Source organism: Bariatricus sp. TF06-38A (genome assembly GCF_027690675.1).
Lineage (GTDB): Bacteria > Bacillota > Clostridia > Lachnospirales > Lachnospiraceae > Allocoprococcus > Allocoprococcus comes.
On record NZ_JAQFCE010000003.1, the window covers coordinates 68,693 to 91,208 of the forward strand.

Annotated in this window: 19 protein-coding genes; all 19 read left to right on the forward strand. The window is 44.5% G+C overall.

The genetic code is table 11. From position 1 onward, the window contains the following. The first annotated feature begins 61 nt into the window (after window positions 1-61). Window positions 62-847 carry a sporulation transcription factor Spo0A gene (spo0A, locus tag PG418_RS04155; protein ID WP_022220247.1) on the forward strand — a complete coding sequence of 262 codons (786 nt, stop codon included), beginning with the start codon at window positions 62-64 and terminating at the stop codon, window positions 845-847. A 66-nt stretch (window positions 848-913) separates the two neighbouring features. Continuing rightward, window positions 914-2,350 (forward strand): glycogen synthase GlgA, encoded by a 1,437-nt coding sequence (gene glgA, locus PG418_RS04160; RefSeq protein ID WP_008369250.1) that lies wholly within the window; start codon window positions 914-916, stop codon window positions 2,348-2,350. A 73-nt stretch (window positions 2,351-2,423) separates the two neighbouring features. Next, window positions 2,424-3,290 carry a methylenetetrahydrofolate reductase [NAD(P)H] gene (gene metF, locus PG418_RS04165; protein ID WP_008369248.1) on the forward strand — a complete coding sequence of 289 codons (867 nt, stop codon included), beginning with the start codon at window positions 2,424-2,426 and terminating at the stop codon, window positions 3,288-3,290. 15 nt (window positions 3,291-3,305) lie between these two features. After that, window positions 3,306-3,953 (forward strand): vitamin B12 dependent-methionine synthase activation domain-containing protein, encoded by a 648-nt coding sequence (locus tag PG418_RS04170; protein ID WP_349123232.1) that lies wholly within the window; start codon window positions 3,306-3,308, stop codon window positions 3,951-3,953. A gap of 12 nt (window positions 3,954-3,965) precedes the next feature. After that, window positions 3,966-6,392: a homocysteine S-methyltransferase family protein gene (locus tag PG418_RS04175; protein ID WP_498837097.1), complete on the forward strand. Its 2,427-nt coding sequence runs from the start codon at window positions 3,966-3,968 to the stop codon at window positions 6,390-6,392. Between the two features lie 134 nt (window positions 6,393-6,526). Beyond that, window positions 6,527-6,658 carry a vanadium nitrogenase gene (locus tag PG418_RS04180; RefSeq protein WP_498837098.1) on the forward strand — a complete coding sequence of 44 codons (132 nt, stop codon included), beginning with the start codon at window positions 6,527-6,529 and terminating at the stop codon, window positions 6,656-6,658. Between the two features lie 118 nt (window positions 6,659-6,776). Next, window positions 6,777-9,416 (forward strand): alanine--tRNA ligase, encoded by a 2,640-nt coding sequence (gene alaS, locus PG418_RS04185; protein ID WP_055155890.1) that lies wholly within the window; start codon window positions 6,777-6,779, stop codon window positions 9,414-9,416. A 158-nt stretch (window positions 9,417-9,574) separates the two neighbouring features. Continuing rightward, window positions 9,575-9,751, forward strand: a complete 177-nt coding sequence (gene rpsU / locus PG418_RS04190) for a 30S ribosomal protein S21 (protein WP_004054229.1) — start codon at window positions 9,575-9,577, stop codon at window positions 9,749-9,751. Window positions 9,752-9,815: 64 nt separating this feature from the next. Next, window positions 9,816-10,430 carry a putative ABC transporter permease gene (locus PG418_RS04195; RefSeq protein WP_368282105.1) on the forward strand — a complete coding sequence of 205 codons (615 nt, stop codon included), beginning with the start codon at window positions 9,816-9,818 and terminating at the stop codon, window positions 10,428-10,430. Between the two features lie 220 nt (window positions 10,431-10,650). Then, entirely contained in the window at window positions 10,651-11,892 is a 1,242-nt protein-coding gene (locus PG418_RS04200) for an aspartate aminotransferase family protein (protein ID WP_498837099.1), read from the forward strand. Window positions 11,893-11,990: 98 nt separating this feature from the next. Next, window positions 11,991-12,275 carry a hypothetical protein gene (locus PG418_RS04205; RefSeq protein WP_022219906.1) on the forward strand — a complete coding sequence of 95 codons (285 nt, stop codon included), beginning with the start codon at window positions 11,991-11,993 and terminating at the stop codon, window positions 12,273-12,275. A gap of 71 nt (window positions 12,276-12,346) precedes the next feature. Further along, entirely contained in the window at window positions 12,347-13,603 is a 1,257-nt protein-coding gene (locus tag PG418_RS04210) for a D-alanyl-D-alanine carboxypeptidase family protein (protein ID WP_498837156.1), read from the forward strand. Window positions 13,604-13,618: 15 nt separating this feature from the next. Then, window positions 13,619-14,512 (forward strand): metallophosphoesterase, encoded by an 894-nt coding sequence (locus PG418_RS04215; protein WP_498837100.1) that lies wholly within the window; start codon window positions 13,619-13,621, stop codon window positions 14,510-14,512. 32 nt (window positions 14,513-14,544) lie between these two features. Next, a complete protein-coding gene (locus PG418_RS04220) occupies window positions 14,545-15,312 on the forward strand; it encodes a segregation and condensation protein A (protein WP_008369228.1) in 768 nt (255 codons plus the stop codon). Window positions 15,313-15,318: 6 nt separating this feature from the next. After that, window positions 15,319-15,888 (forward strand): SMC-Scp complex subunit ScpB, encoded by a 570-nt coding sequence (scpB, locus tag PG418_RS04225; protein ID WP_055155895.1) that lies wholly within the window; start codon window positions 15,319-15,321, stop codon window positions 15,886-15,888. A gap of 76 nt (window positions 15,889-15,964) precedes the next feature. Continuing rightward, window positions 15,965-17,365, forward strand: coding sequence for a D-alanyl-D-alanine carboxypeptidase family protein (locus PG418_RS04230; RefSeq protein WP_498837101.1), 1,401 nt, complete (start codon window positions 15,965-15,967; stop codon window positions 17,363-17,365). Between the two features lie 239 nt (window positions 17,366-17,604). Continuing rightward, window positions 17,605-19,593 (forward strand): 2-isopropylmalate synthase, encoded by a 1,989-nt coding sequence (locus PG418_RS04235; protein ID WP_498837102.1) that lies wholly within the window; start codon window positions 17,605-17,607, stop codon window positions 19,591-19,593. Between the two features lie 281 nt (window positions 19,594-19,874). Further along, a complete protein-coding gene (locus tag PG418_RS04240) occupies window positions 19,875-21,362 on the forward strand; it encodes a peptide MFS transporter (protein ID WP_498837103.1) in 1,488 nt (495 codons plus the stop codon). A gap of 43 nt (window positions 21,363-21,405) precedes the next feature. Next, complete coding sequence (locus PG418_RS04245) at window positions 21,406-22,509, forward strand: hypothetical protein (RefSeq protein ID WP_498837104.1); 1,104 nt, start codon at window positions 21,406-21,408, stop codon at window positions 22,507-22,509. Window positions 22,510-22,516: the final 7 nt, after the last annotated feature.

Here is a 22,516-nt window from a genome sequence, read left to right on the forward strand (position 1 = left end):
AGAAGGTTATAATAGGTTACATTCCAGTGCAAATTGTCACTTTAAGGAGGGGAAAGGCTTTATGGAAAAACTGAATGTAGCGATTGCTGACGATAACGAAAGAATGTTGAATTTACTAGGAGAAATTGTAGAAAGTGATAAAGATCTCAAACTGGTGGGAAAAGCCAGGAACGGAGAAGATATTTATCACATTATAAGAGATAAACAGCCTGACGTTGTACTTCTTGACCTGATCATGCCGAAAATGGATGGAATCAGTGTGATGGAAATGATAGGCGCAGATAAAACAGTAAAGAAACAGCCGAATTTTATTATTGTAACTGCGATTGGACAGGAGAGGATCACGGAAGATGCCTTCGAAAAAGGAGCAGCCTACTACATCCTGAAACCATTTCGCAATGAAACAATCCTTCAGCGGATCAAAAGCTCCGGACATGCGGAAAAGAGTGTAGCGCCTTACACAGATTATACCGTATATGCGGAACCTTCTGAGGAGGACCTGGAAACACAGGTGACAGAACTGCTCCATGAAATCGGAATCCCGGCACATATAAAAGGGTATCATTATCTGAGGGATTCCATTCTGATGGCGGTTGACGATATGGAAGTTTTAAATGCGATCACAAAGATCCTGTATCCGACAGTCGCGAAAAAGAACCAGACCACATCGAGCCGTGTTGAACGGGCGATCCGCCATGCAATCGAGGTTGCATGGAGCAGGGGAAAGCTGGATACCTTAGAAGCTCTTTTCGGTTATACAGTAAGTAACGGGAAAGGAAAACCGACCAATTCTGAATTTATTGCTCTGGTCGCAGACACGATCAGACTGAAATCAAAGCGCAGATAATTCTTTTCAAACTAATGAAATTGCGGTATAATTATAAATAAGCCGCGAGAGTAAGGAGGGTGTTAAATGAAAAAAGTATTATTTGTGTCATCTGAATCAGTTCCGTTTATCAAAACAGGAGGATTAGCCGATGTAGTGGGATCACTACCAAAATATTTTGATAAGAACAAATACGATGTACGTGTTATGCTTCCAAAGTATATGTGCATGAAAGACGAATGGAAAGATAAACTTTCTTACAGACTTCATTTCTATATGGATCTGAACTGGAGACAGCAGTATGTAGGGCTTCTTGAACTTCAGTACGAAGGAATCACTTTTTATTTCATAGACAATGAATATTATTTTAATGGTTCGAAGCCATATGGTGATATTGCATACGATATTGAGAAGTTTGCATTCTTTTCAAAAGCAGCCTTAAGTGCACTGCCACTTCTGGATTTCAGACCGGATATCATTCACTGTCATGACTGGCAGACCGGGCTTGTTCCGATTTATCTGGATAATTTCCGCTATAACAATGAGTTTTTCCGTGGAATCAAGACTGTGATCACCATACATAACCTCAAATTCCAGGGTATCTGGGATAAGAAGACGGTTATGGATATCACCGGACTTCCGGCATACTATTTCTCACCGGATAAGCTGGAAGCATATGACAATGCCAACTATCTGAAAGGCGGAATTGTCTACGCTGACCGTGTGACAACGGTAAGCAGCAGTTACGCGGAAGAGATCAAGACACCGTTTTACGGGGAGAAGCTGGAAGGACTGATGCAGGCAAGAGCAAACTGCCTGTCAGGAATTGTCAATGGTATTGATTACGGTGATTTTAATCCGGCAACAGATACCAACATTGCAAGAACTTACTCTGTCGAAAACTTCCGCAAGGAGAAAGTGAAAAATAAAATGGCGCTGCAGGAAGAACTCGGACTGGAGAGAGATCCGCACCGTATGATGATCGGTATCGTATCCAGACTGACCGACCAGAAGGGCTTTGACCTGATCGACTGTGTGATGGATGAACTTTGCCAGGATGCGGTTCAGATCGTCGTACTCGGTACCGGAGATGAGAGATACGAGAACATGTTCCGTCATTTCGCATGGAAGTATCCGGATAAGGTATCTGCACAGATCTATTATTCAGAGCCGATGTCTCACAAGATCTATGCATCCTGTGATGCATTCCTGATGCCGTCATTATTTGAACCATGTGGACTGAGCCAGCTGATGAGTCTGAGATATGGTACGGTGCCGATCGTAAGAGAGACAGGCGGACTCAAAGATACTGTAGAAGCTTACAACGAATACGAGAAGACCGGAACCGGATTCAGCTTCACCAATTACAATGCGCATGAGATGCTTGCAACCGTAAGATATGCAGAACAGATTTACTATGACAAGAAGCGTGACTGGAACAAGATTGTAGAGCGTGGTATGGAAAAAGACTTCTCATGGAAGAATTCAGCCAAGCTTTACGAAGAACTTTACGAAAATATGTAAAATGCATTCTGGTAATTTACCGGAAAATATGGTATCATGAAATGAAAAAATTTACAGAGGAGAAACATTCGTTATGAGGATTATAGACAAAATTAAAGCAGACGGAGTACATATTTCCTTTGAAGTGTTTCCACCGAAGACGGATGCGGGCTTTGAATCCGTGTTAAAAGCAACGGATGGGATCGCAGAACTTACCCCGTCATTTATCAGTGTTACCTATGGAGCCGGTGGTGGAACCAGTAAGAATACGGTTAAGATTGCAAGTCATATCAAGAATGACCTGAAGATTCCGGCACTTGCACATCTGACCTGTGTGTCCTCAACCAAGGAAGAGGTACATAAGGTTATCGGACAGCTTCAGAAAGAAGGGATTGAGAATATCCTTGCACTCAGAGGAGATATCCCGCAGGATGGACAGTTTCCGCTTCCGGGACAGTATTCTCATGCCTGTGAACTGATCGAAGACATCAAAAAAATGGGAGACTTCTGCATCGGAGCTGCATGCTATCCGGAAGGACATGTAGAGATGGAACACAAGAAAGATGATATCCGTTATCTCAAAGAAAAGGTAGATTGTGGAGTGGATTTTATTACCACACAGATGTTTTTCAATAATGATATTTTCTATAATTTCCTGTATCGTATCCGTGAACAGGGAATCATGATACCGGTGCTTCCGGGAATCATGCCGATCACAACGAAAAAGCAGCTCGCAAGAAGCTGTGCCCTTTCAGGAACTGCTGTTCCGCAGAGATTCCGTGCGATCGTAGATTATTTTGGAGATGATCCGGCAGCGATGAAGCAGGCGGGAATTGCATATGCGACCGACCAGATCATTGACCTGATCGCAAATGGAGTCCGCAATATCCACGTATATTCGATGAATAAACCGGAAGTAGCTGCTGCAATCATGCAGAACCTTTCAGAAATCGTAAAATAAAGGAACATAAGAAAGATGACAGATGCCAGAACGAAAGAAGCAATTCGTTATCTGGGATATGGAAGACATGCGGTAGATGAACAGACGCTTGTGCTGATCGATGTTTCCTTCGGGGAGCTCGATCAGACTACGCAGGCAAAATCCGTCTATCGCATTTTTGACTGTAAAGTTACAGGAGAAGACCAGGTGACGATCGGAAAAATGAATATTAAAAGCAGAAGTCTCGGAAAGAATCTCAGAGGCTGCAAAGAGGCAGTTGTATTTGGTGCAACACTCGGTACCAGTGTCGATATACTGATGAAACGTTATTCACTGACAGATATGGCGAAATCTGTCGTATTGCAGGCATGCGCAGCTGCATATCTGGAGGAGTACTGTGACGATCTGCAGCTTTCGATCGGAGAAGAGTTAAAGGCACAGAATAAATGGCTCAGACCGAGATTCAGTCCGGGATACGGTGATTTTGATATCCATCATCAGGACGATATCTTACGGATGCTGGATACGGCAAAGAAGATCGGACTTACCATGACAGACAGCTATATGCTCACACCGACAAAATCGGTGACTGCAATCATTGGGATCAGTGATACGCAGGAAAAATGCCACATCAAAGGCTGCGAAGTGTGTGAGAAGAAGGACTGCATTTACAGAAGAAATTAAGGAGCGTAGGGTATGAATATCAGAGAACGTTTGGGAAAAGAACTTTTATTTTTAGATGGCGGAATGGGAACTCTTCTGCAGGCAGAAGGACTTGCACCGGGAGAACTTCCGGAGACCTGGAACATCGAACATCCGGAAAAGGTGGAAGCGATTCACCGCAGATATTACGAAGCAGGAAGTGATGTGGTTCTTGCAAATACCTTTGGCGCTAATGTCTGCAAATTTCATGATGACAGATATACGGTTGAAGAAGTGATCCGTGCAGGGATTGCAAATGCAAAAAGAGCAGGAGAGCAGATTGGAAAAGAGACTTATGTGGCACTGGATATGGGACCGACCGGAAAGCTATTAAAACCAATGGGAGATCTGGATTTTGATGATGCTTATGAAGCATTTGCAGAAGCCGTCCGCTATGGAGAAAAGTACGGTGCAGACCTGATCCATATCGAGACCATGAGTGACACCTATGAAGTAAAGGCAGCCATTCTTGCAGCAAAAGAAAATTCTTCTCTTCCGGTATTTGTAACCATGATCTTTGATGAAAGAGGAAAGCTTCTGACAGGTGGGGATGTCCCTTCTGTTGTGGCAATGCTGGAAGGACTCCGCGTAGATGCACTGGGGCTGAACTGTGGACTTGGGCCGAAACAGATGCTTCCAATCCTGAACGATTTAAGAAGATATACCTCCCTTCCGATCATTGTGAAGCCAAATGCCGGACTTCCGAAGCAGAAGAACGGGGAAACGTATTACGATGTAGAGCCGGATGAGTTTGCCCGGATCATGCAGGAGGTTGTAAAAGGAGGAGCCTGTGTGATCGGCGGATGCTGCGGAACGACACCGGAGCATATTAAAAAGCTGGTAGAAAAATGCAAAGATCTTCCGCTGCGCGAGATCGAGAAAAAGCATGATACGATCGTATCTTCTTATGGACAGGCTGTGATCCTGGATGATATGCCGCGTATCATCGGAGAAAGAATCAACCCGACCGGAAAGAAAAAATTCAAAGAAGCACTGAAAAATGAAGATATGGACTACATTCTGAAAGAAGCGATCACGCAGCAGGATAAGGGCGCGCACATTCTGGATGTCAATGTAGGACTTCCGGATATTGACGAAGTTGCCATGATGGAAAAAGTTGTAAAAGAACTGCAGAGCGTGACCAGTCTTCCACTTCAGATTGACACAGTAGATGGAAAGGCTATGGAACGTGCAATGCGTATCTACAATGGAAAGCCGATGATCAACTCTGTAAACGGAAAGCAGGTTTCTATGGACGAAGTCTTTCCTCTGATCCGGAAATATGGAGGTGTGGTTGTCGGACTGACCATTGATGAAGAGGGGATTCCGAAGGATGCAGAAGGCCGTGTGCGTGTTGCAGGTAAGATCATCAACGAAGCAGCCAAATACGGAATCGACAAGAAAGATATCGTGATCGATGTGCTGACCATGACCATCAGTTCGGAAAAGGACGGGGCAAAGGTTACCCTGGAAGCATTGAAGAGAGTACGGGAAGAATTCGGGGTCAGAACCGTTCTTGGAGTATCGAATATTTCTTTTGGACTTCCAAGGCGCCCGATCGTCAACAGCTATTTCTATGCGATGGCAATGCAGAACGGACTGACGGCAGGAATCATCAATCCATCCTCAGAAGATATGATGAAAGCTTATCGTTCTTATAATGCACTGATGGGCTTTGATGAAAATTGTACGAATTATATCAGTACTTATGCGGGAACCACAGAGACGGTGACAGTCCAGACATCGCAGGCAGCTGCAGCAGCCGGAAATGCACCAAAAGCTGCAGGCGTTGAGATGACACTCAAATATGCGATCGAGAGAGGGCTGAAAGAAGAGGCGCATCATATCACCCGTGACCTGATCGGTACGAGGGAACCGCTGGATATCATCCAGGAGGAACTGATCCCGGCACTCAATGTAGTCGGTGAAGGTTTTGAAAAGGGAACCGTCTTCCTTCCGCAGCTTCTGATGAGTGCGGATGCTGCGAAGATTGCCTTTGCGGTTATCAAGGATGTGCTTGCTTCATCCGGACAGGAAGAAGAAAAGAAGGAGAAGATCATCCTTGCTACCGTAAAAGGTGATATCCATGATATCGGAAAGAATATAGTGAAAGTTCTTCTTGAAAATTATGGTTTTGATGTGATCGATCTCGGAAAGGATGTGCCGCCGGAGGCAATCGTAGAAAAAGCAGTTGAGGAGAATGTCACTTTGGTAGGCTTAAGTGCGCTGATGACCACAACTGTAGTCAGCATGGAAGAGACGATCAAACTCTTAAGAAAGAAGAAACCGGACTGCAAAGTCATGGTAGGCGGGGCTGTTCTGAACCAGGATTACGCGGATATGATCGGGGCAGATTTCTATGGAAAAGATGCCATGCAGTCCGTACACTATGCGCAGAAATTTTTTGGCATGGTGGAGTAGGAACTGCAAAGCAGATACAAAAGGTCGAAATTGTATGTGAAAATGCTAAAAAAGTTTGGAAAATTTTTTTGTATATGCTATAATATGCATAAATCAAGGAGAAAAGAAAATGATAGCATGGGAGGCATGACAAGATGGCATTTTTTTCAACACTGATCTCTACGGTATTGAAGATGCTCTTTATCGGAGTGTTTGCAGTCGGAGGGGCTTTTGCAGGCAAGAAGCTTCGCGAAAGAAAAGACGCAAAGAATTCAGAGACTAAGTAGAATGGAAAAAAGAAGGAATCGCAGAAAATGCGGTTCCTTTTTAAATTTCATTATATTGACAAGCCATCAAAATCTCTTTATAATTAGAATTTAGCTGATAGAAGCGAGGAGGATAAAGATGAAAGCTTACGGAGTTAACGAACTTAGACGCATGTTTCTTGACTTTTTTGAGAGCAAAGGTCATTTAAAAATGAAAAGCTTTTCGCTGGTGCCGCACAATGATAACAGCCTTCTGCTGATCAATTCAGGAATGGCACCGCTGAAACCATATTTTACAGGACAGGAGATCCCACCGAGACGCCGTGTGACAACCTGTCAGAAATGTATCCGTACAGGAGATATCGAGAACGTAGGAAAGACTGCACGTCACGGTACTTTCTTTGAAATGCTTGGTAACTTCTCATTCGGTGATTACTTTAAGACAGAAGCGATCCACTGGTCATGGGAATTCCTGACAGAAGTGGTTGGACTGGATCCGGATCGTCTGTACCCGTCCGTATATGAAGACGATGATGAGGCATGGAAGATCTGGAACGAAGAGATTGGTATTGCACCGGAGAGAATTTTCCGTTTCGGAAAAGAAGACAACTTCTGGGAGCATGGATCAGGTCCGTGCGGTCCGTGTTCAGAGATTTACTATGACCGTGGAGAAAAATACGGATGCGGTAAACCGGGATGTACAGTAGGCTGCGAATGTGACCGTTATATGGAGATCTGGAACAACGTATTTTCACAGTTCGACAATGATGGACATGGAAACTACAGCGAACTGAAGCAGAAGAATATTGATACCGGTATGGGACTTGAGAGACTTGCATGTATCGTACAGGATGTAGACTCTATGTTCGATATTGATACTTTAAAAGCACTGCGTGACCAGGTATGTGAGGTCGCAGGAGTATCTTATGGAGATAATGAAAGCACAGACGTATCTCTGCGTGTAATCACAGACCATGTGCGTTCTGTATCTTTCATGATCTCTGATGGTATTATGCCGTCTAATGAAGGAAGAGGATATGTTCTTCGCCGTCTTCTCCGCCGTGCATGCCGTCACGGAAGACTTCTGAACATTGCACCGGGATTCCTTACAGATCTTGCTGCAACTGTGATCGAAGGCTCTAAAGATGGATATCCGGAGCTGGAAGAAAAGAAAGACTTTATCATGAATGTCATCCGCAAGGAAGAAGAGCAGTTTGAGAAGACCATCGACCAGGGGCTTGTCATTCTGAATGAGATGAAAGAAAAGATGGCAGAAGAAGGAACAAAGACTCTGTCCGGAGAAGATGCGTTCAAATTATATGATACCTATGGATTCCCGATCGATCTTACCAAAGAGATCCTGGAAGAAGAAGGTATAGATATTGATGAAGAGGGATTTAAAGCCGCAATGGAAGTTCAGCGCCAGACTGCAAGAAAAGCACGTAAGGCAACGAACTACATGGGAGCAGATGCAACCGTATACGAATCCATCGATCCGTCTGTAACTTCTAAGTTTGTCGGATACGAGCATCTGGAATATGAATCGAAGATTACGGTACTTACCACAGAAGATGAGATCGTAGACGCTCTTTCTGACGGTGAGAGAGGAACCATCTTTGTAGATGAGACTCCGTTCTATGCAACAAGCGGTGGACAGGAAGCCGACCACGGTGTGATCAAATGCGGTGACGGTGAATTTGTTGTGGAAGATGTGAAGAAGATGCTTGGTGGCAAGATCGGTCATATCGGTTATATGGCAAAGGGTATGATGAAGGTTGGAGATCAGGTTACTCTGACCGTTGATTCGCAGAGACGTGTGCTTTGTGCAAGAAACCACAGTGCGACCCATCTGCTTCAGAAAGCACTCCGTACCGTACTTGGTACACATGTAGAACAGTCCGGATCTTATGTAGACGACAAGAGACTTCGTTTCGACTTCTCTCATTTCTCGGCAATGACACCGGAAGAACTGCAGAAAGTAGAAGATATGGTAAATGAAAGCATTTCCAGATCTCTGCCGGTTGTTATTAAGAACATGCCGATCGAAGAAGCAAGAAAGACCGGAGCACAGGCTCTGTTCGGTGAGAAATACGGCGACATCGTCCGTGTTGTAAATATGGGAGATTACTCTATTGAGTTCTGCGGTGGTACACATGTTGCCAATACAAGCGAGATCGGAGCATTCAAGATCCTGTCTGAAAGTGGTGTGGCAGCAGGGGTACGCCGTATCGAAGCACTTACATCCAAAGGACTGATGGATTATTATGGAGAACTGGAACAGTTGCTTCATGAAGCAGCCAAGCTCCTGAAAGCAACTCCGGATACTGTGTCTGAGAAGATCGCACACCTTCAGGCTGAGAACAAAGAACTTCACAGTGAAGTAGAAAGCCTGAAGAGCAAGCTTGCAAAAGATGCCATGGGTGATGTGATGGATCAGGTAGAAGAAGTAGCCGGCGTAAAAGTGATTGCTGTCAGCGTAGAAGATATGGACATGAACGGACTGCGTGACCTTGGAGACCAGCTCAAAGAGAAGATCGGAGAAGGCGTGGTCGTGATCGCATCCAGCGCGAACGGCAAGGTAAGCCTGATGGCTACAGCAACAGATGAAGCAATGAAGAAGGGTGCTCACGCAGGCAACCTGATCAAGGCAATCGCTTCCTGTGTAGGTGGTGGCGGCGGTGGACGTCCGAACATGGCACAGGCTGGCGGAAAGAACCCGGCTGGAATCCCGGATGCCCTTGCAAAAGTCAAAGAGGTACTGGCAGAACAGATAAAATAATGCCGGAAAATGACAGATTTATGCATATTTTTCCTATTTTTCAAAAAATTCTTGACTGAGATGAAAAATATGATATAATCTAATGTAGTGCAATAAATATACCCGAACAGTCGTATGATGCACAATACCAGGCTGGAGGGGAGGTTAGGTGTGAGACTATGTCAAATGTAATCGTTAAAGAAAACGAAACGTTAGATAGTGCTTTACGCAGATTCAAAAGAAACTGTGCCAAAGCAGGAATTCAGCAGGAGATTCGCAAAAGAGAACATTACGAAAAACCAAGCGTTAGACGTAAAAAGAAATCTGAAGCTGCTAGAAAACGTAAATATAACTAATATGTGCAGAACAATAATGGAGGGTTTATGATTCATAAACCCTCCATTTTTACAGGAAAATTTTATGTGGTGGAATAGGATAATATTTGGAATAGATGGATATGAGGTTGTGATGTGGTTTCTGACTTACAGCATGATGGGATGGCTGGTGGAATCCATCTATATGTCATTTTGTAATCATAAGATTACGAACAGGGGATTTGCAAAAGGTCCGTTTTGCCCGATCTACGGGTTTGGTGCTCTTACGGTGTTTTTTATATTACGTCCGTATAGCGACAATAGTATACTGCTGTTTTTCCTGGGATCGTTTCTTGCAACGACGTTGGAATTTCTGACGGCACTTGTGATGAAGCGCATTTTCGGTGAGATCTGGTGGGATTACCATGAGAAGCCATTTAACTACAGGGGGATCATCTGTCTGGGGAGTTCGATCGCATGGGGATTCTATACGTTGTTCCTTTTTATGTTCCTGCAGAACATAGTTGCAGCGTTTGTTGCCATGATACCGGTTCGTGCAGGGCGTGTAATTGGCAATCTGATCCTGATTGGATACATTATGGATTTTTCCGCGACAATTTATCGCCAGAAAAAAGAAAATCTTCAGGAAAGCATGGATGAGGAACAAATACAGCAGATTGAACAAGCAAAAGACAAAATGAAAGATAATTTTTTGACATAATTGTTGTTGACAAAACCATAGACTGTGGTCTATACTGTGTCTTGTAAACGACAAGGACGTCATGTACAGTTAGTACATGGCGTCTTTTTGTTTAGCGGTAAATTCCGAAGGGATTTCCTGCTAAACAAAAGGCACATTCTTTTACACATTTTTATTCGAAGTCCGGAACGAATAGCATGAAGTAGTATATGATCAAAAGAAGGAAAGCGAGGAGATTCTTATGAAACTCAAAGACACAGGACTCACAGCAGAAGAATTAAAGGACATTGTAAAAAAATATATGGTAGAAACCTATGCAAGATATGATTTTATCGCAGAACGTGCAGAAGGTATGTATCTCTACGATGAAAAAGGGGTAGCTTACCTCGACTTTTATGGTGGAGTTGCCGTAAATACACCAGGTAACAGAAATCCGAAGGTTGTCGCAGCAGTAAAAGACCAGCTTGATGACATCATGCATACATTCAATTACCCATACACAATTCCACAGGCACTTCTCGCAAAGAAGATCTGTGACACGATCGGAATGGATAAGATTTTCTTCCAGAACTCAGGAACAGAAGCCAACGAATGTATGATCAAGATGGCAAGAAAATACGGCGTTGAAAAATATGGCCCGGAACATTACCATATCGTAACAGCAATCAATGGTTTCCACGGAAGAACATACGGAGCACTTTCCGCAACAGGACAGCCGGATAACGCATGCCAGCTTGGATTCAAACCGATGCTTCCGGGATTCTCCTACGCAGAATATAACAACCTTGAAGATTTCAAGTCAAAAGTAACAGATAACACGATCGCGATCATGATCGAGCCGGTACAGGGCGAAGGTGGTGTACATCCGGCAACACAGGAATTTATCGAAGGACTTCGTAAACTCTGTGATGAAAGAGGTATGCTTCTCCTTCTCGATGAAGTACAGACCGGATGGGGACGTACAGGATTTCCAATGGCATTCATGGGATATGGTGTGAAACCTGACTGTGTAACGATGGCAAAAGCTATGGGAGGCGGAATGCCGATCGGTGCATGCTGCGCAAGCGAAGAAGTAGCTGCAGTATTTACATCAGGAACACATGGCTCTACATACGGTGGACATCCACTTGCATGTGCCGCATCTCTTGCTTCCATTTCTGAAATCCTCGACAAAGATTTAAGTGGAAATGCAAAAGTAATGGGTGAATACATGAAAGAAAAACTTGCAGAGCTTCCACATGTAAAAGAAGCAAGAGGAAAAGGACTTCTGGTAGGATGCGAATACGATATTCCGATCGCTCTTGAAGTAAAATGGGCATGCTTCAGAAGAAGACTTCTGATCACAGCGATCGGCGACAGCGTAAACCGTATGATCCCGCCACTGATCCTTGCAAAAGAACACGTAGATCAGGCAATCGAGATCATGAGAGATGCAATCAACGAAGCTGCTGCAAAATATGAGACAGATCAGATGACTGCATAGTATAGACATTCCTCCGACTTATTGATATAATTGTATAAAAAATAGAGTACCGGCACAGAAATCCCCCAGTTTCTGTGCCGGTTTTTGAGGTGAAAAATATGTTAGAAAGAATGCAGCTTTTTCCGCTGAATTTTTATAAAAAAGCGAAATTTAACGGAAGTATGGGAAAAATGAACTATCGCCTGGCGAAAGAAGAAAAAAAGACCGATGAGGAAAATTCAGAAACGATTCTTGTCGGAAGTATCTGGGAAGGACCGTTTATTTATGATAAGATTCCACAGGAAAAGATCACAAAGAGAGAATTCCCATTTGCAGAAGAAGGAATCTGTCAGGCAATGGACTGGTTCAATGAGGAAGGCGAAAAAATGAACCGGGAAGTGTAAAGAAAGGTTCTATTTTCCTGTCAGAAGGCTTATTTATATAGTATCGATGGATGGAAAAAAGGAGTCTTATGATGCGCAAATTTCTGGCAGGTCTGCTTGGCATGGTTCTGTGCGTGCAGACCGTATATGGGATCCCGGTCCGGGCGGCAGATGTTTTCGAGCCGGGAGAAAGACCGAAAGCTATGCAGGATGTGATCCGGCAGGAGGATCCGGAGCAGACGAACAGAGACAATTCGGGCAATCTGACCGGTCTGGAACTATCTGCTGAGTCTGCAGTTATTATGGAAGCTTCCGGAGGTCAGGTTCTCTTAGAAAAAAATGCGGATGAGAAAAAGCCCCCGGCGAGTGTGACAAAGGTTATGACGCTGCTTCTGATTTTTGATGCACTGGCAGACGGAACGATCACGCCGGATACCGAAGTCACAACTTCTGAGTACGCTGCATCGATGGGCGGATCCCAGGTATTTCTGGAAGCTGGTGAGAAGCAGACTGTGGATACAATGATCAAGTGCATTGCTGTGGCAAGTGCCAATGATGCCTGCGTGGCGATGGCAGAAAAGATTGCCGGGAGTGAACAGGCTTTTGTGGAAAAGATGAATCAGAGATCGGCAGGACTTGGAATGACGAATACCCATTTTGTCAACTGTAATGGACTGGACACGGAAGGGCATCTGACGACAGCGAGAGACATTGCATTGATGTCACGGGAACTGATCACGAAGTATCCACAGATCGAGGATTACTCAACGATCTGGATGGAAAATATTACCCACATTACGGCAAAGGGCAGCAGTGAATTCGGACTGAGTAATACCAACAAACTGATCCGGCAGTATGAATACGCAACCGGACTGAAGACCGGATCCACAAGCGGTGCGAAGTTCTGCCTGTCTGCAACGGCAAGAAAAGACGGGGTCAATATGATTGCGGTTGTGATGGCAGAGCCGGATTCTAAGACACGGATAAAGGATGCCATTGCCATGTTAAACTATGGCTTTGGGAAATGCAGTATTTACCAGGATGAAAAGGCACTGGAAAAAATTGTGTATGCCGAAGTGAAACATGGAATGCAGGAGAAGGCAAAGGGAGAGACGCTGGAGGGCTTCCGGTATGTGGATACCAGTGGATCAGATCTGTCTGCCGTGGAAAAAGAGGTACAGATACAGAAACAGACTGCCCCGGTAAAGAAAGGCGACCAGATCGGAGAAGTCATTTACCGGCTGAATGAGAAAACCATCGGAAGCGTTCCGGTTTATGCGACAGAAGGTGTCGGGGAGTTGACATTTGGGGGCGCATTCCTTAAAATTCTGGAAGAAATGATGGTATAACGAAAGAGGGAAGAGATGAAGACAACAGGGATTATCGTATTGATACTGGTGATTTTTGCAGCAGCAGTTCTTGCAGAAGTATGGCGGGAGCTGCACTGCTTCAAGATTACAAGATACCGGATCAGAACCAGTAAAATAAAGGGAGATGCCGGAAAAGTACGGATTGCTTTCTTAAGTGATCTGCATAATCATGTCTATGGAAAAGAGAATGAGGAGCTGCTTTTGGCGATCAGGGAAGCAAAGCCGGATCTGATCCTGTCAGGCGGCGATATGCTGGTCGGGAAAGCCGGAAGAGATTGGACACCGGCAGCGGATTTGATGAAAAAACTTCCACAGATCGCACCGGTCTGGTGTTGTAATGGCAATCATGAGCAGAGAATGCATGAGCAGCAGGAGATTTACGGCAAAGAATATGGATATTATGAGAATGAACTGAAAAAGGCAGGAATTCATGTCCTGGTGAATGGATCAGAAGAGATCCCGGTAAACGGGATGAAGCTGCGCTTATATGGGATGGAGATTCCATTTGGATGCTATAAAAAAGGATGGAAGGTGTGTCCGCTTACGACTGGCGAGATGGAAGAACGGATTGGCAGTGCAGAGACGGACGCATACTGCATTTTAATGGCACATCATCCGCTTTACGCAGAAACCTACTGGAAGTGGGGAGCAGACCTGGTGCTGTCCGGACATTTACATGGCGGGATTGCCAGACTTCCACTGCTTGGCGGTGTGATCAGTCCGCAGTTCCGTCTGTTTCCACGCTACAGCGGGGACTGTTATGAAAAAGACGGGAAATATATTGTGGTCAGCAAAGGGCTCGGAACCCACACGATCAATTTCCGCTTCTGGAATCCGGCAGAGTTAGTCGTACTTGATATCATCCCGGCTTTCCTGTATAATAAATAAGGTTATCGACAATTTGACTGGAAAGGATATCTATGGGAAAAGGAATACCGGTAAAGCTGCAGGTTTTTGAGGGACCTCTGGATCTGCTCTTACATTTGATCGATAAAAATAAAATAGACATCTACGATATTCCGATCGTAGAGATCACCAACCAGTATATGGAATATATCCAGGCGATGGACAGAGCAGACCTGAATGTCATGAGTGAGTTTCTGGTCATGGCGGCGACACTTCTGGACATCAAATGCAAGATGCTTCTTCCAAAGGAAGTCAATGAAGAGGGCGAGGAAGAAGATCCGCGTCAGGAACTGGTAGAGCAGCTTTTGCAGTACAAGATGTACAAATATATGTCTTATGAACTGCGTGACCGCCAGGTGGACGGAGAAAAGCTGTTCTATAAGGGAGCGACCATTCCGGATGAAGTAAAGGAATACGAAGAACCGGTAGATCTGGATACGCTTCTTGACGGGCTGACCCTGACGAAGCTGAATGATATTTTTCAGGATATCCTGAAAAGACAGGCAGATAAGACGGATCCGATCCGAAGTAAGTTCGGCAAGATCGAGAAAGAAGAGGTTACGCTTCCGGAGAAACTGGAATATGTTTATGAGTATGCAAAGGTACATCACAGATTCAGTTTCCGGGATCTCCTGAAAAAGCAGGCATCCAAGGTACAGATCATTGTCACCTTCCTGGCAGTGCTGGAGCTGATGAAGACAGGAGAAATACAGGTATATCAGGAACATACGTTTGATGATATCATCATTACATCGGACGAGGGACTGCGGCAAGGAGTATAGAAGAAAATGAGAACAAAACAGTTGGAGAGTATCATAGAGGCAATCCTGTTCACTATGGGAGATTCGGTCGAGGTGAGTAAGATCGCATCCGCGATCGAACAGGATGTGCCGACGACGGAGAAACTTATCCATAATATGATGGACAAGTATCAGAAAGAGGAGCGTGGCATCCGGATCATCGAACTGGATCATGCATATCAGCTCTGTAGCAAACCGGAGATGTATGAGTATCTGATCCGGATCGCAAAGCAGCCGAAAAAGTATGTCCTGACAGATGTCATGCTGGAGACGCTTTCGATCATTGCTTACCGTCAGCCGATCACCAAGCTGGAGATTGAGAAGATTCGCGGAGTCAAATCGGATCATGCGGTAAACAAGCTGATCGAGTACAATCTGGTCTGCGAGCTTGGGCGCCTTGATGCACCGGGACGTCCGCTGCTTTTTGGAACAACCGAAGAATTTCTGCGCAGATTCAGTGTGCAGTCTTTAGATGATCTCCCGGGCATTGAACCGGAGAAGCTGGAGACATTCAAAGAAGAAGCGGAAGATGAGGCACAGATCCGGCTGAATATTTAAAATGGAATCCATAGTATAAACGCCCGTCCCTGTTCATAAAATGGAACAGAAAAGAGCAGGAGGGAGACCGGGGCGCATGAAAAAGAAAGAAAAGAAGAGGAATGGAATACCGGCACGGACCAGAAGAGGGATTCTGGCAGCGTGCATGGTATTCTTTTTTAGTTTGCAGATTTTTCAAGGAAAGATGCTATGGAGAGAATCCACAGGAGAAAGTCCGGGTAAGGTCTTATCCGGGAAAGTGCTTGCGGAAGAAAATGAACGGACGCAGATAATGGAGACTACGCAGCAAAAGGAACCCGTCTCGGATGCGCAGACTGCACAGGAAAAAGAAACCCGTGAGCAGGAAAGGGAGCAGCTTCTTACCCGGCTCTATGCCCGTTCCGCTGCGCTGGTGGATGCGGACAGCGGCAGGGTTCTGCTCGGAAAAGAAGAGCATGTAATGCGCCCGATGGCAAGTACAACGAAGATCATGACCTGCATTCTTGCGCTGGAAAAGGGAAATCCGAAGGACCTGGTGACAGCCTCTGCAAATGCGGTCGCACAGCCGAAGGTTCATCTGGGAATGCACGAAGGGGAAGCGTTTTATCTGGGGGATCTTCTATATTCCCTGATGCTGGAATCCCATAATGATTCTGCAGTGGCGATCGCGGAACACCTTGCAGGATCCGTTCCGCAATTTGCCGGGTGGATGAATGAAAAGGCAGAAGAGATCGGATGCACTGAGGCACATTTTGTTACGCCAAACGGATTGGATGGAGAGGATGTGGGCGGTGTGCACAGCATTTCAGCTGCAGATCTGGCAAAAATCATGAGCTACTGTGTCCTGCGTTCTCCCAAAGCTGCAGAATTTCTTGCGATCACGCAAATGCCGGTATACAGCTTTTCTGATGCTGAGGGAAAGGGGAATTTTAGCTGCAGCAACCACAATGCATTTCTTCAGATGATGGATGGCGCGATTTCCGGGAAAACAGGGTTTACCGGGGATGCCGGATATTGCTATGTAGGGGCTTTACAGAGTGAGGGTCGTACATTTGTAGTGGCACTGCTTGCCTGTGGCTGGCCAAACAACAAGAATTATAAATGGACAGATACCAGAAAACTGATGGAGTACGGAATGGCACATTATCGTTATGATGAGGTGTGGAAAATACCGGAGCTTTCGAAAATACCCGTGGAAAACGGTGTTTCCCAAAATGGTTTGTTTGGAAAAGCAGCAGTGGAAGTGGAAATCAAAGGAAAAGAAAGTCCGGGTAAGATTCTGGTCGGAGATGATGATGTGGCAGAAGAAAAGACAGAAGTACCGGAAAAACTGGATGCGCCGGTGAAAAGCGGAACACCGGTCGGACAGATTACGTATCTCTTAAACGGGGAGAAATGGGGGAGCTGCCAGGCTGTTGTAAAAGAAACAGTCAGACGGAGAACATTTACCTGGATAGCCATGAAAATGTGTGAAATGTTTTACCAATTTAATTTTTAAAACACGAGAAGAATAAAATAGATCAAGAAAATTGCTTAAATTCATCAATGGACTTTCGCGATAAGATATGTTAGCATTAGCTAGACAACAAAATAAGACAAGAAAGTTGACGGATATTTGTGAAAAGTCAGGAATTAGGCAAATTGTGTGATTTTTATGAAAAATTTCTTGTTTTTTCATATGAACAGAAGAAAAAGCAGATGCCGCCCTTTCCAATTAAATAAAAGGAGAGAAACAAAATGGAAAATTGTAAAAAATACGAGAGACAATATTTTATGCCTCCGAAATTTGAATATGATTGGGTGAAAAAAGATTATGTAGATGCACCGCCAATCTGGTGCAGCGTTGACCTGCGTGATGGAAACCAGGCACTGATCGAGCCGATGAGTCTGGATGAAAAGCTGGAATTCTTCCAGTTATTGGTCGATGTGGGATTCAAAGAGATCGAAGTCGGATTCCCGGCAGCATCTGAGACAGAGTACCAGTTCATGCGTACCATGATTGAGAAAGACATGATCCCGGATGACGTGACTGTCCAGGTACTGACACAGGCAAGAGAGCACATCATCAAACGTACCTTCGAAGCTGTACAGGGAGCACCACATGCTGTGATCCACGTGTACAACTCAACCTCTGTTGCACAGAGAGAACAGGTTTTCAAAAAAGACAAAGAACAGGTAAAACAAATCGCCATCGACGGAGCAAAGCTGTTGAAACAGCTTGCTGATCAGACAGAAGGGAACTTTACTTTCGAGTACAGTCCGGAAAGCTTTTCAGGAACAGAGGTGGACTATGCAGTGGATGTCTGCAATGCAGTACTGGATGTATGGCAGCCGACAAAAGATAAAAAAGTAATCATCAACATTCCGACAACCGTAGAAAACGCAATGCCGCATGTATTTGCAGGACAGGTAGAATATGTAGATAAGAATCTGAAATACCGTGATGGCGTGGTGCTCAGCCTTCACCCACACAACGACCGTGGATGCGGCGTGGCAACTGCTGAAATGGGTATTCTTGCAGGTGCGGACCGTATCGAAGGAACCTTATTTGGAAATGGAGAACGTACCGGTAACGTGGATATCGTGACACTGGCACTCAATATGTTCTCGCAGGGTGTAGATCCGGGACTGGATTTCACTGACATTCCAAAGATCCGTGAAATTTACGAACGCCTGACCAGAATGCATGTCTATGAAAGACAGCCATATGCAGGAGATCTGGTATTTACCGCATTTTCCGGTTCCCATCAGGATGCCATCGCAAAAGGTATGGCATGGCGTGAAGCGGAAGAAAGAGATCACTGGACCGTACCGTATCTGCCGATCGATCCGAAGGACATCGGAAGAACTTACGATAAAGATGTTATCCGTATCAACAGTCAGTCAGGAAAAGGCGGTGTAAGCTACATTTTGAAACAGAACTTTGGCATCAGCGTTCCGAAAGAAATGCGTGAAGAAGTCGGCTACATGGTAAAAGATGTATCCGATAAAGCACACAAGGAGCTGACTCCGGACTGGGTATACCACATTTTTGAAGATCATTATGTAAATTACAAAGGAATCTTCTCTATCGATGAATGCCACTTCAAACAGGAAGATGGTATTATAGCAGATGCAACCATTTCCCATGCAAATGGAAAACGTGTGGTAACAGCAGGCGGTAACGGACGTCTTGACGCAGTCAGCAATGCGATCAAACAGTACTTTGGTATCAGCTATGAACTGAGCTTCTACGAAGAACATTCCCTGACACGTGGTTCTTCTTCCAAGGCATGTGCTTATGTAGGTGTCATCTGCAATGGAAAGACCTACTGGGGAGTCGGAATTGATGCCGATATCATCAAAGCTTCTATTGAGGCATTGACAGTTGCTGTCAATAAGATTGATGAACTGAAGAATGTGAATGAATGTAAAGATGAAAGAATGGTAGAGATCATGAACTATATCCAGGCAAATTATCTGGATGTATCTTTAGATGATCTGGCAGAAAAATTCTTCCTGTCCAAACCGTATCTTTCTAAATATATCAAAGAAAAATCCGGAATGACTTTCGGGGATATTGTCAAAAAAGTCAGAATGAAAAAGGCACGTGCCCTGTTAAAGAGCAGCAGCATGACCGTTGAAAATATTGCACTGACCGTTGGATATCAGAATGTGGAGCATTTCAACAGACTTTTCAAGAAGGCGTACAATATCACACCGGTACAGTTCCGCAACCAGAAATAAATAATACATAAAAATGACGAAAAAAGGGCGCAAAAAACGGAAAAAAGACGTTTTTGCGTTCTTTTTTGTCAATGTTTATGAATGTGAACAAAAATTCATATTTACAGACGAAAATATTGACAAAGTGAACAAAAAAAAGTAAGATACTTGTATGTTCAAAATAAAAAACAAAAGTTAAAAATTATGAAAAAAGGAGGAGTGAAGACATTTGAGGATGGGGAAATAATTAACGATTGTTTTTTGTTGAATGAATACAAAAGGTTATTTTGGAGGGAAAAATAATGAACGAACATGATGAGGCGTTAAGAAAACAAACCGCCTTTTTAGGACAGCCAAAGGGTGTGGGAACCCTAAGCTTTATGCAGCTTTGTAACTCTTTTGCAAACTATGCGATGAGTGCGGTACTGATTTACTACTTATACGCAAATGCACCGGAAGGACTTGGATTCAGCAAGGCAAATGCAGCACAGCTGATCTCTTTATATTCAACAGTTGTCGTACTGACAGGTATTGTCGGAAGCTTTGTCTGCGACCGTATCTTAGGATGCCGGAAGTCTTTATTTATAGCAAGATCACTTTCATTTATTGGATATGTATGCCTTGCATTACCACTTGGCGTTCCTGGCTATGGAATCGCTATGGGATGTCTGGCAATCGGACCGATGTTCGGTGGCAGATGTCTGGATGCTCTTCTTGGAAAATTCTATGATGAATCCGATGGAAGACGTGACAGCGCTTACACGATTTCTTACGTAATTTCCAACATTGGTGCAGCAGCTCCGGTACTTTCCGGTGCAATCGCAGCAGCACTCGGATACCATGTAGCATTCGCGGCATGTGCAGTCCTTGCATTCCTGGGTATCGTTGTATATGCAGTTACATACAAACCGTTCTTCGGTAATATCGGTATTGAACCGGATGATCCGCTTCCGGATGATAAGAAACGTTCTTTCATCACAAAGATGATCATTGTACTTGTTATCTGCGCAGTTGTTCTTGCAACGCTTTTTGCAACAGGAACATTAAGTATTTCTGTATTCTCAAATGTAATCAGTACTGTATCGATCATTATCCCGATCGTATACCTGGTAGTTATTTACAAAAGTAAAAAGACAGAGCCACATGAGAAGAAGAAAATCCTCTGCCTGGTTCCGCCGTTCATCTGTAACGCAGTTACCCTGCTGATCTGGACACAGACAATTTCAATCCTTGCAATCTTCTATGAAGAAAAGGTTAACCGTGTACTGTTCGGAATGGAAGTGCCTGCAGCATCTATGCAGACAATCCCAGCAGTATTTGCAGTTATCATCGGAAGTATCCTGACAGCAGTATGGACAAAACTCGGAAAGAAACAGCCATACGGAACCACAAAGATGGGTATCGGAACAATCTTCTGGGGACTTGGAGCTTTAATCATTGCACTCCTCTATGTAATCTATCCTGGAGATGCAAAAGTCAGTGCATGGTGGATCGTATTATTCTATGCAATCCTGATGCTTGGTGAAGGATTTACCTGCCCGATCGGTTACTCAATCACGGCTGTTGCAGCACCGAAGGCATTCATGACACAGATGATGACAATCTGGTCAATGTCACAGTCTACAGGAGCTGCTCTTAACACGCTGCTTACAAACTTCTACAAAGAAGGAAGCGAAATTCCGTTCTTCGTAGCAATCGGTTTGGGTGTATGTGCAGTTGGTGCGGTTGTAGCAATCTTCAGTAAAAAGCTTGCAGTCGGAATGGGACTGGACAAGAACGCAGAAGCATAAAAGATTAGGGAATAAGTTTATGTTTCAGGAGGATGAAAAATAAATGTCAGAGAATTGTAATTATGCACCGGTCGAAAAAGTCATTCTGATCGATGACAGAAGAATTGAGATTTATTGGGGCGAACAGATGCGCCGTGCTGATAATGAAAACGATTATCTGGTAAAATACAAAGGGAAAGTACAGGAACTGGTACACTGGACCAGTGATATGACATGGGATTATGGTACGGTATACCAGAAAGAATCCATGCGTACCACACTTTCCCTGGTTCATCCGGTTGATCCGGAATGTGCAGGAGAGGTTACCGTACAGGTTGTCGGAAAGCTGACTGATGTAAAAGACAGACCGGCAGACAATGAAAAGGTCTACCAGACCGTGTATCAGCCATATTATGTAGTCCACAAAAAAGGAACCTCCGGCATTGTAGTAAAAGCCGGAGAAAAAACAACACCGGCTGTAGTGGATAAAGCACTTGCAATTATTGATATGATGCTTGAAAAGATCCCGGAAGTAGCAGAAGAGCTTGTCCGCAGAGGTGCAGAGGTATCTGTGTTCGGACTGCTTGAGAATGCTTATGATGTCCCGGAGCACAGAATGGGATATCTGCTTGCAACCCGCCACGTGGCAGGTTACGGCGGTGAGATGACGAATCCGGCATCCTCTATTTCAGAGGCAAATGTAATCCGTCTCAGAACCGGAAGATATGCAACCAGTTATCCAAATGAGATGATCCTTGTGCATGAATTCGGACATGCGATCCATCTGGTTGGAATGAATGGTCTGAAAGACCAGACGCTTGCAGACATGATCCGGAAAGCATATCAGCATGCCAGCGACAATGGTTTGTGGCCGGACACTTATGCGATCAGCAATTACGAAGAGTATTTTGCAACCTTAAGTACTGTCTGGTTCAATGTCATGCAGGAAGGTGTTGACGGACGATGGGATGGTATCCGCGGACCGGTCAACACAAGAGAGGAACTGAAGGTCTATGATCCGGAAGGATATGAGCTGATGAAGCACATTTATCCGGAGAAGACACTTCCGGAACCTTGGCATTATAATGTAAACATCTATGATATTGATGGAAAACCATACAAATCATATGATGAAAATATGAAATTCAACTGGGATTTCATTCAGTAGGAGATGG

Bases quoted from the DNA above. Each gene is read 5' to 3' on its own strand.
- PG418_RS04245 (WP_498837104.1), top strand. From the start codon at position 21,406: ATGTCAGAGAATTGTAATTATGCACCGGTCGAAAAAGTCATTCTGATC.
- PG418_RS04230 (WP_498837101.1), top strand. From the start codon at position 15,965: ATGAAAAAGAAAGAAAAGAAGAGGAATGGAATACCGGCACGGACCAGA.
- PG418_RS04195 (WP_368282105.1), top strand. From the start codon at position 9,816: ATGTGGTGGAATAGGATAATATTTGGAATAGATGGATATGAGGTTGTG.
- PG418_RS04205 (WP_022219906.1), top strand. From the start codon at position 11,991: ATGTTAGAAAGAATGCAGCTTTTTCCGCTGAATTTTTATAAAAAAGCG.
- PG418_RS04215 (WP_498837100.1), top strand. From the start codon at position 13,619: ATGAAGACAACAGGGATTATCGTATTGATACTGGTGATTTTTGCAGCA.
- spo0A (WP_022220247.1), top strand. From the start codon at position 62: ATGGAAAAACTGAATGTAGCGATTGCTGACGATAACGAAAGAATGTTG.
- PG418_RS04175 (WP_498837097.1), top strand. From the start codon at position 3,966: ATGAATATCAGAGAACGTTTGGGAAAAGAACTTTTATTTTTAGATGGC.
- alaS (WP_055155890.1), top strand. From the start codon at position 6,777: ATGAAAGCTTACGGAGTTAACGAACTTAGACGCATGTTTCTTGACTTT.
- rpsU (WP_004054229.1), top strand. From the start codon at position 9,575: ATGTCAAATGTAATCGTTAAAGAAAACGAAACGTTAGATAGTGCTTTA.
- PG418_RS04210 (WP_498837156.1), top strand. From the start codon at position 12,347: ATGCGCAAATTTCTGGCAGGTCTGCTTGGCATGGTTCTGTGCGTGCAG.
- glgA (WP_008369250.1), top strand. From the start codon at position 914: ATGAAAAAAGTATTATTTGTGTCATCTGAATCAGTTCCGTTTATCAAA.
- PG418_RS04240 (WP_498837103.1), top strand. From the start codon at position 19,875: ATGAACGAACATGATGAGGCGTTAAGAAAACAAACCGCCTTTTTAGGA.
- scpB (WP_055155895.1), top strand. From the start codon at position 15,319: ATGAGAACAAAACAGTTGGAGAGTATCATAGAGGCAATCCTGTTCACT.
- PG418_RS04170 (WP_349123232.1), top strand. From the start codon at position 3,306: ATGACAGATGCCAGAACGAAAGAAGCAATTCGTTATCTGGGATATGGA.
- metF (WP_008369248.1), top strand. From the start codon at position 2,424: ATGAGGATTATAGACAAAATTAAAGCAGACGGAGTACATATTTCCTTT.
- PG418_RS04235 (WP_498837102.1), top strand. From the start codon at position 17,605: ATGGAAAATTGTAAAAAATACGAGAGACAATATTTTATGCCTCCGAAA.
- PG418_RS04200 (WP_498837099.1), top strand. From the start codon at position 10,651: ATGAAACTCAAAGACACAGGACTCACAGCAGAAGAATTAAAGGACATT.
- PG418_RS04180 (WP_498837098.1), top strand. From the start codon at position 6,527: ATGGCATTTTTTTCAACACTGATCTCTACGGTATTGAAGATGCTCTTT.
- PG418_RS04220 (WP_008369228.1), top strand. From the start codon at position 14,545: ATGGGAAAAGGAATACCGGTAAAGCTGCAGGTTTTTGAGGGACCTCTG.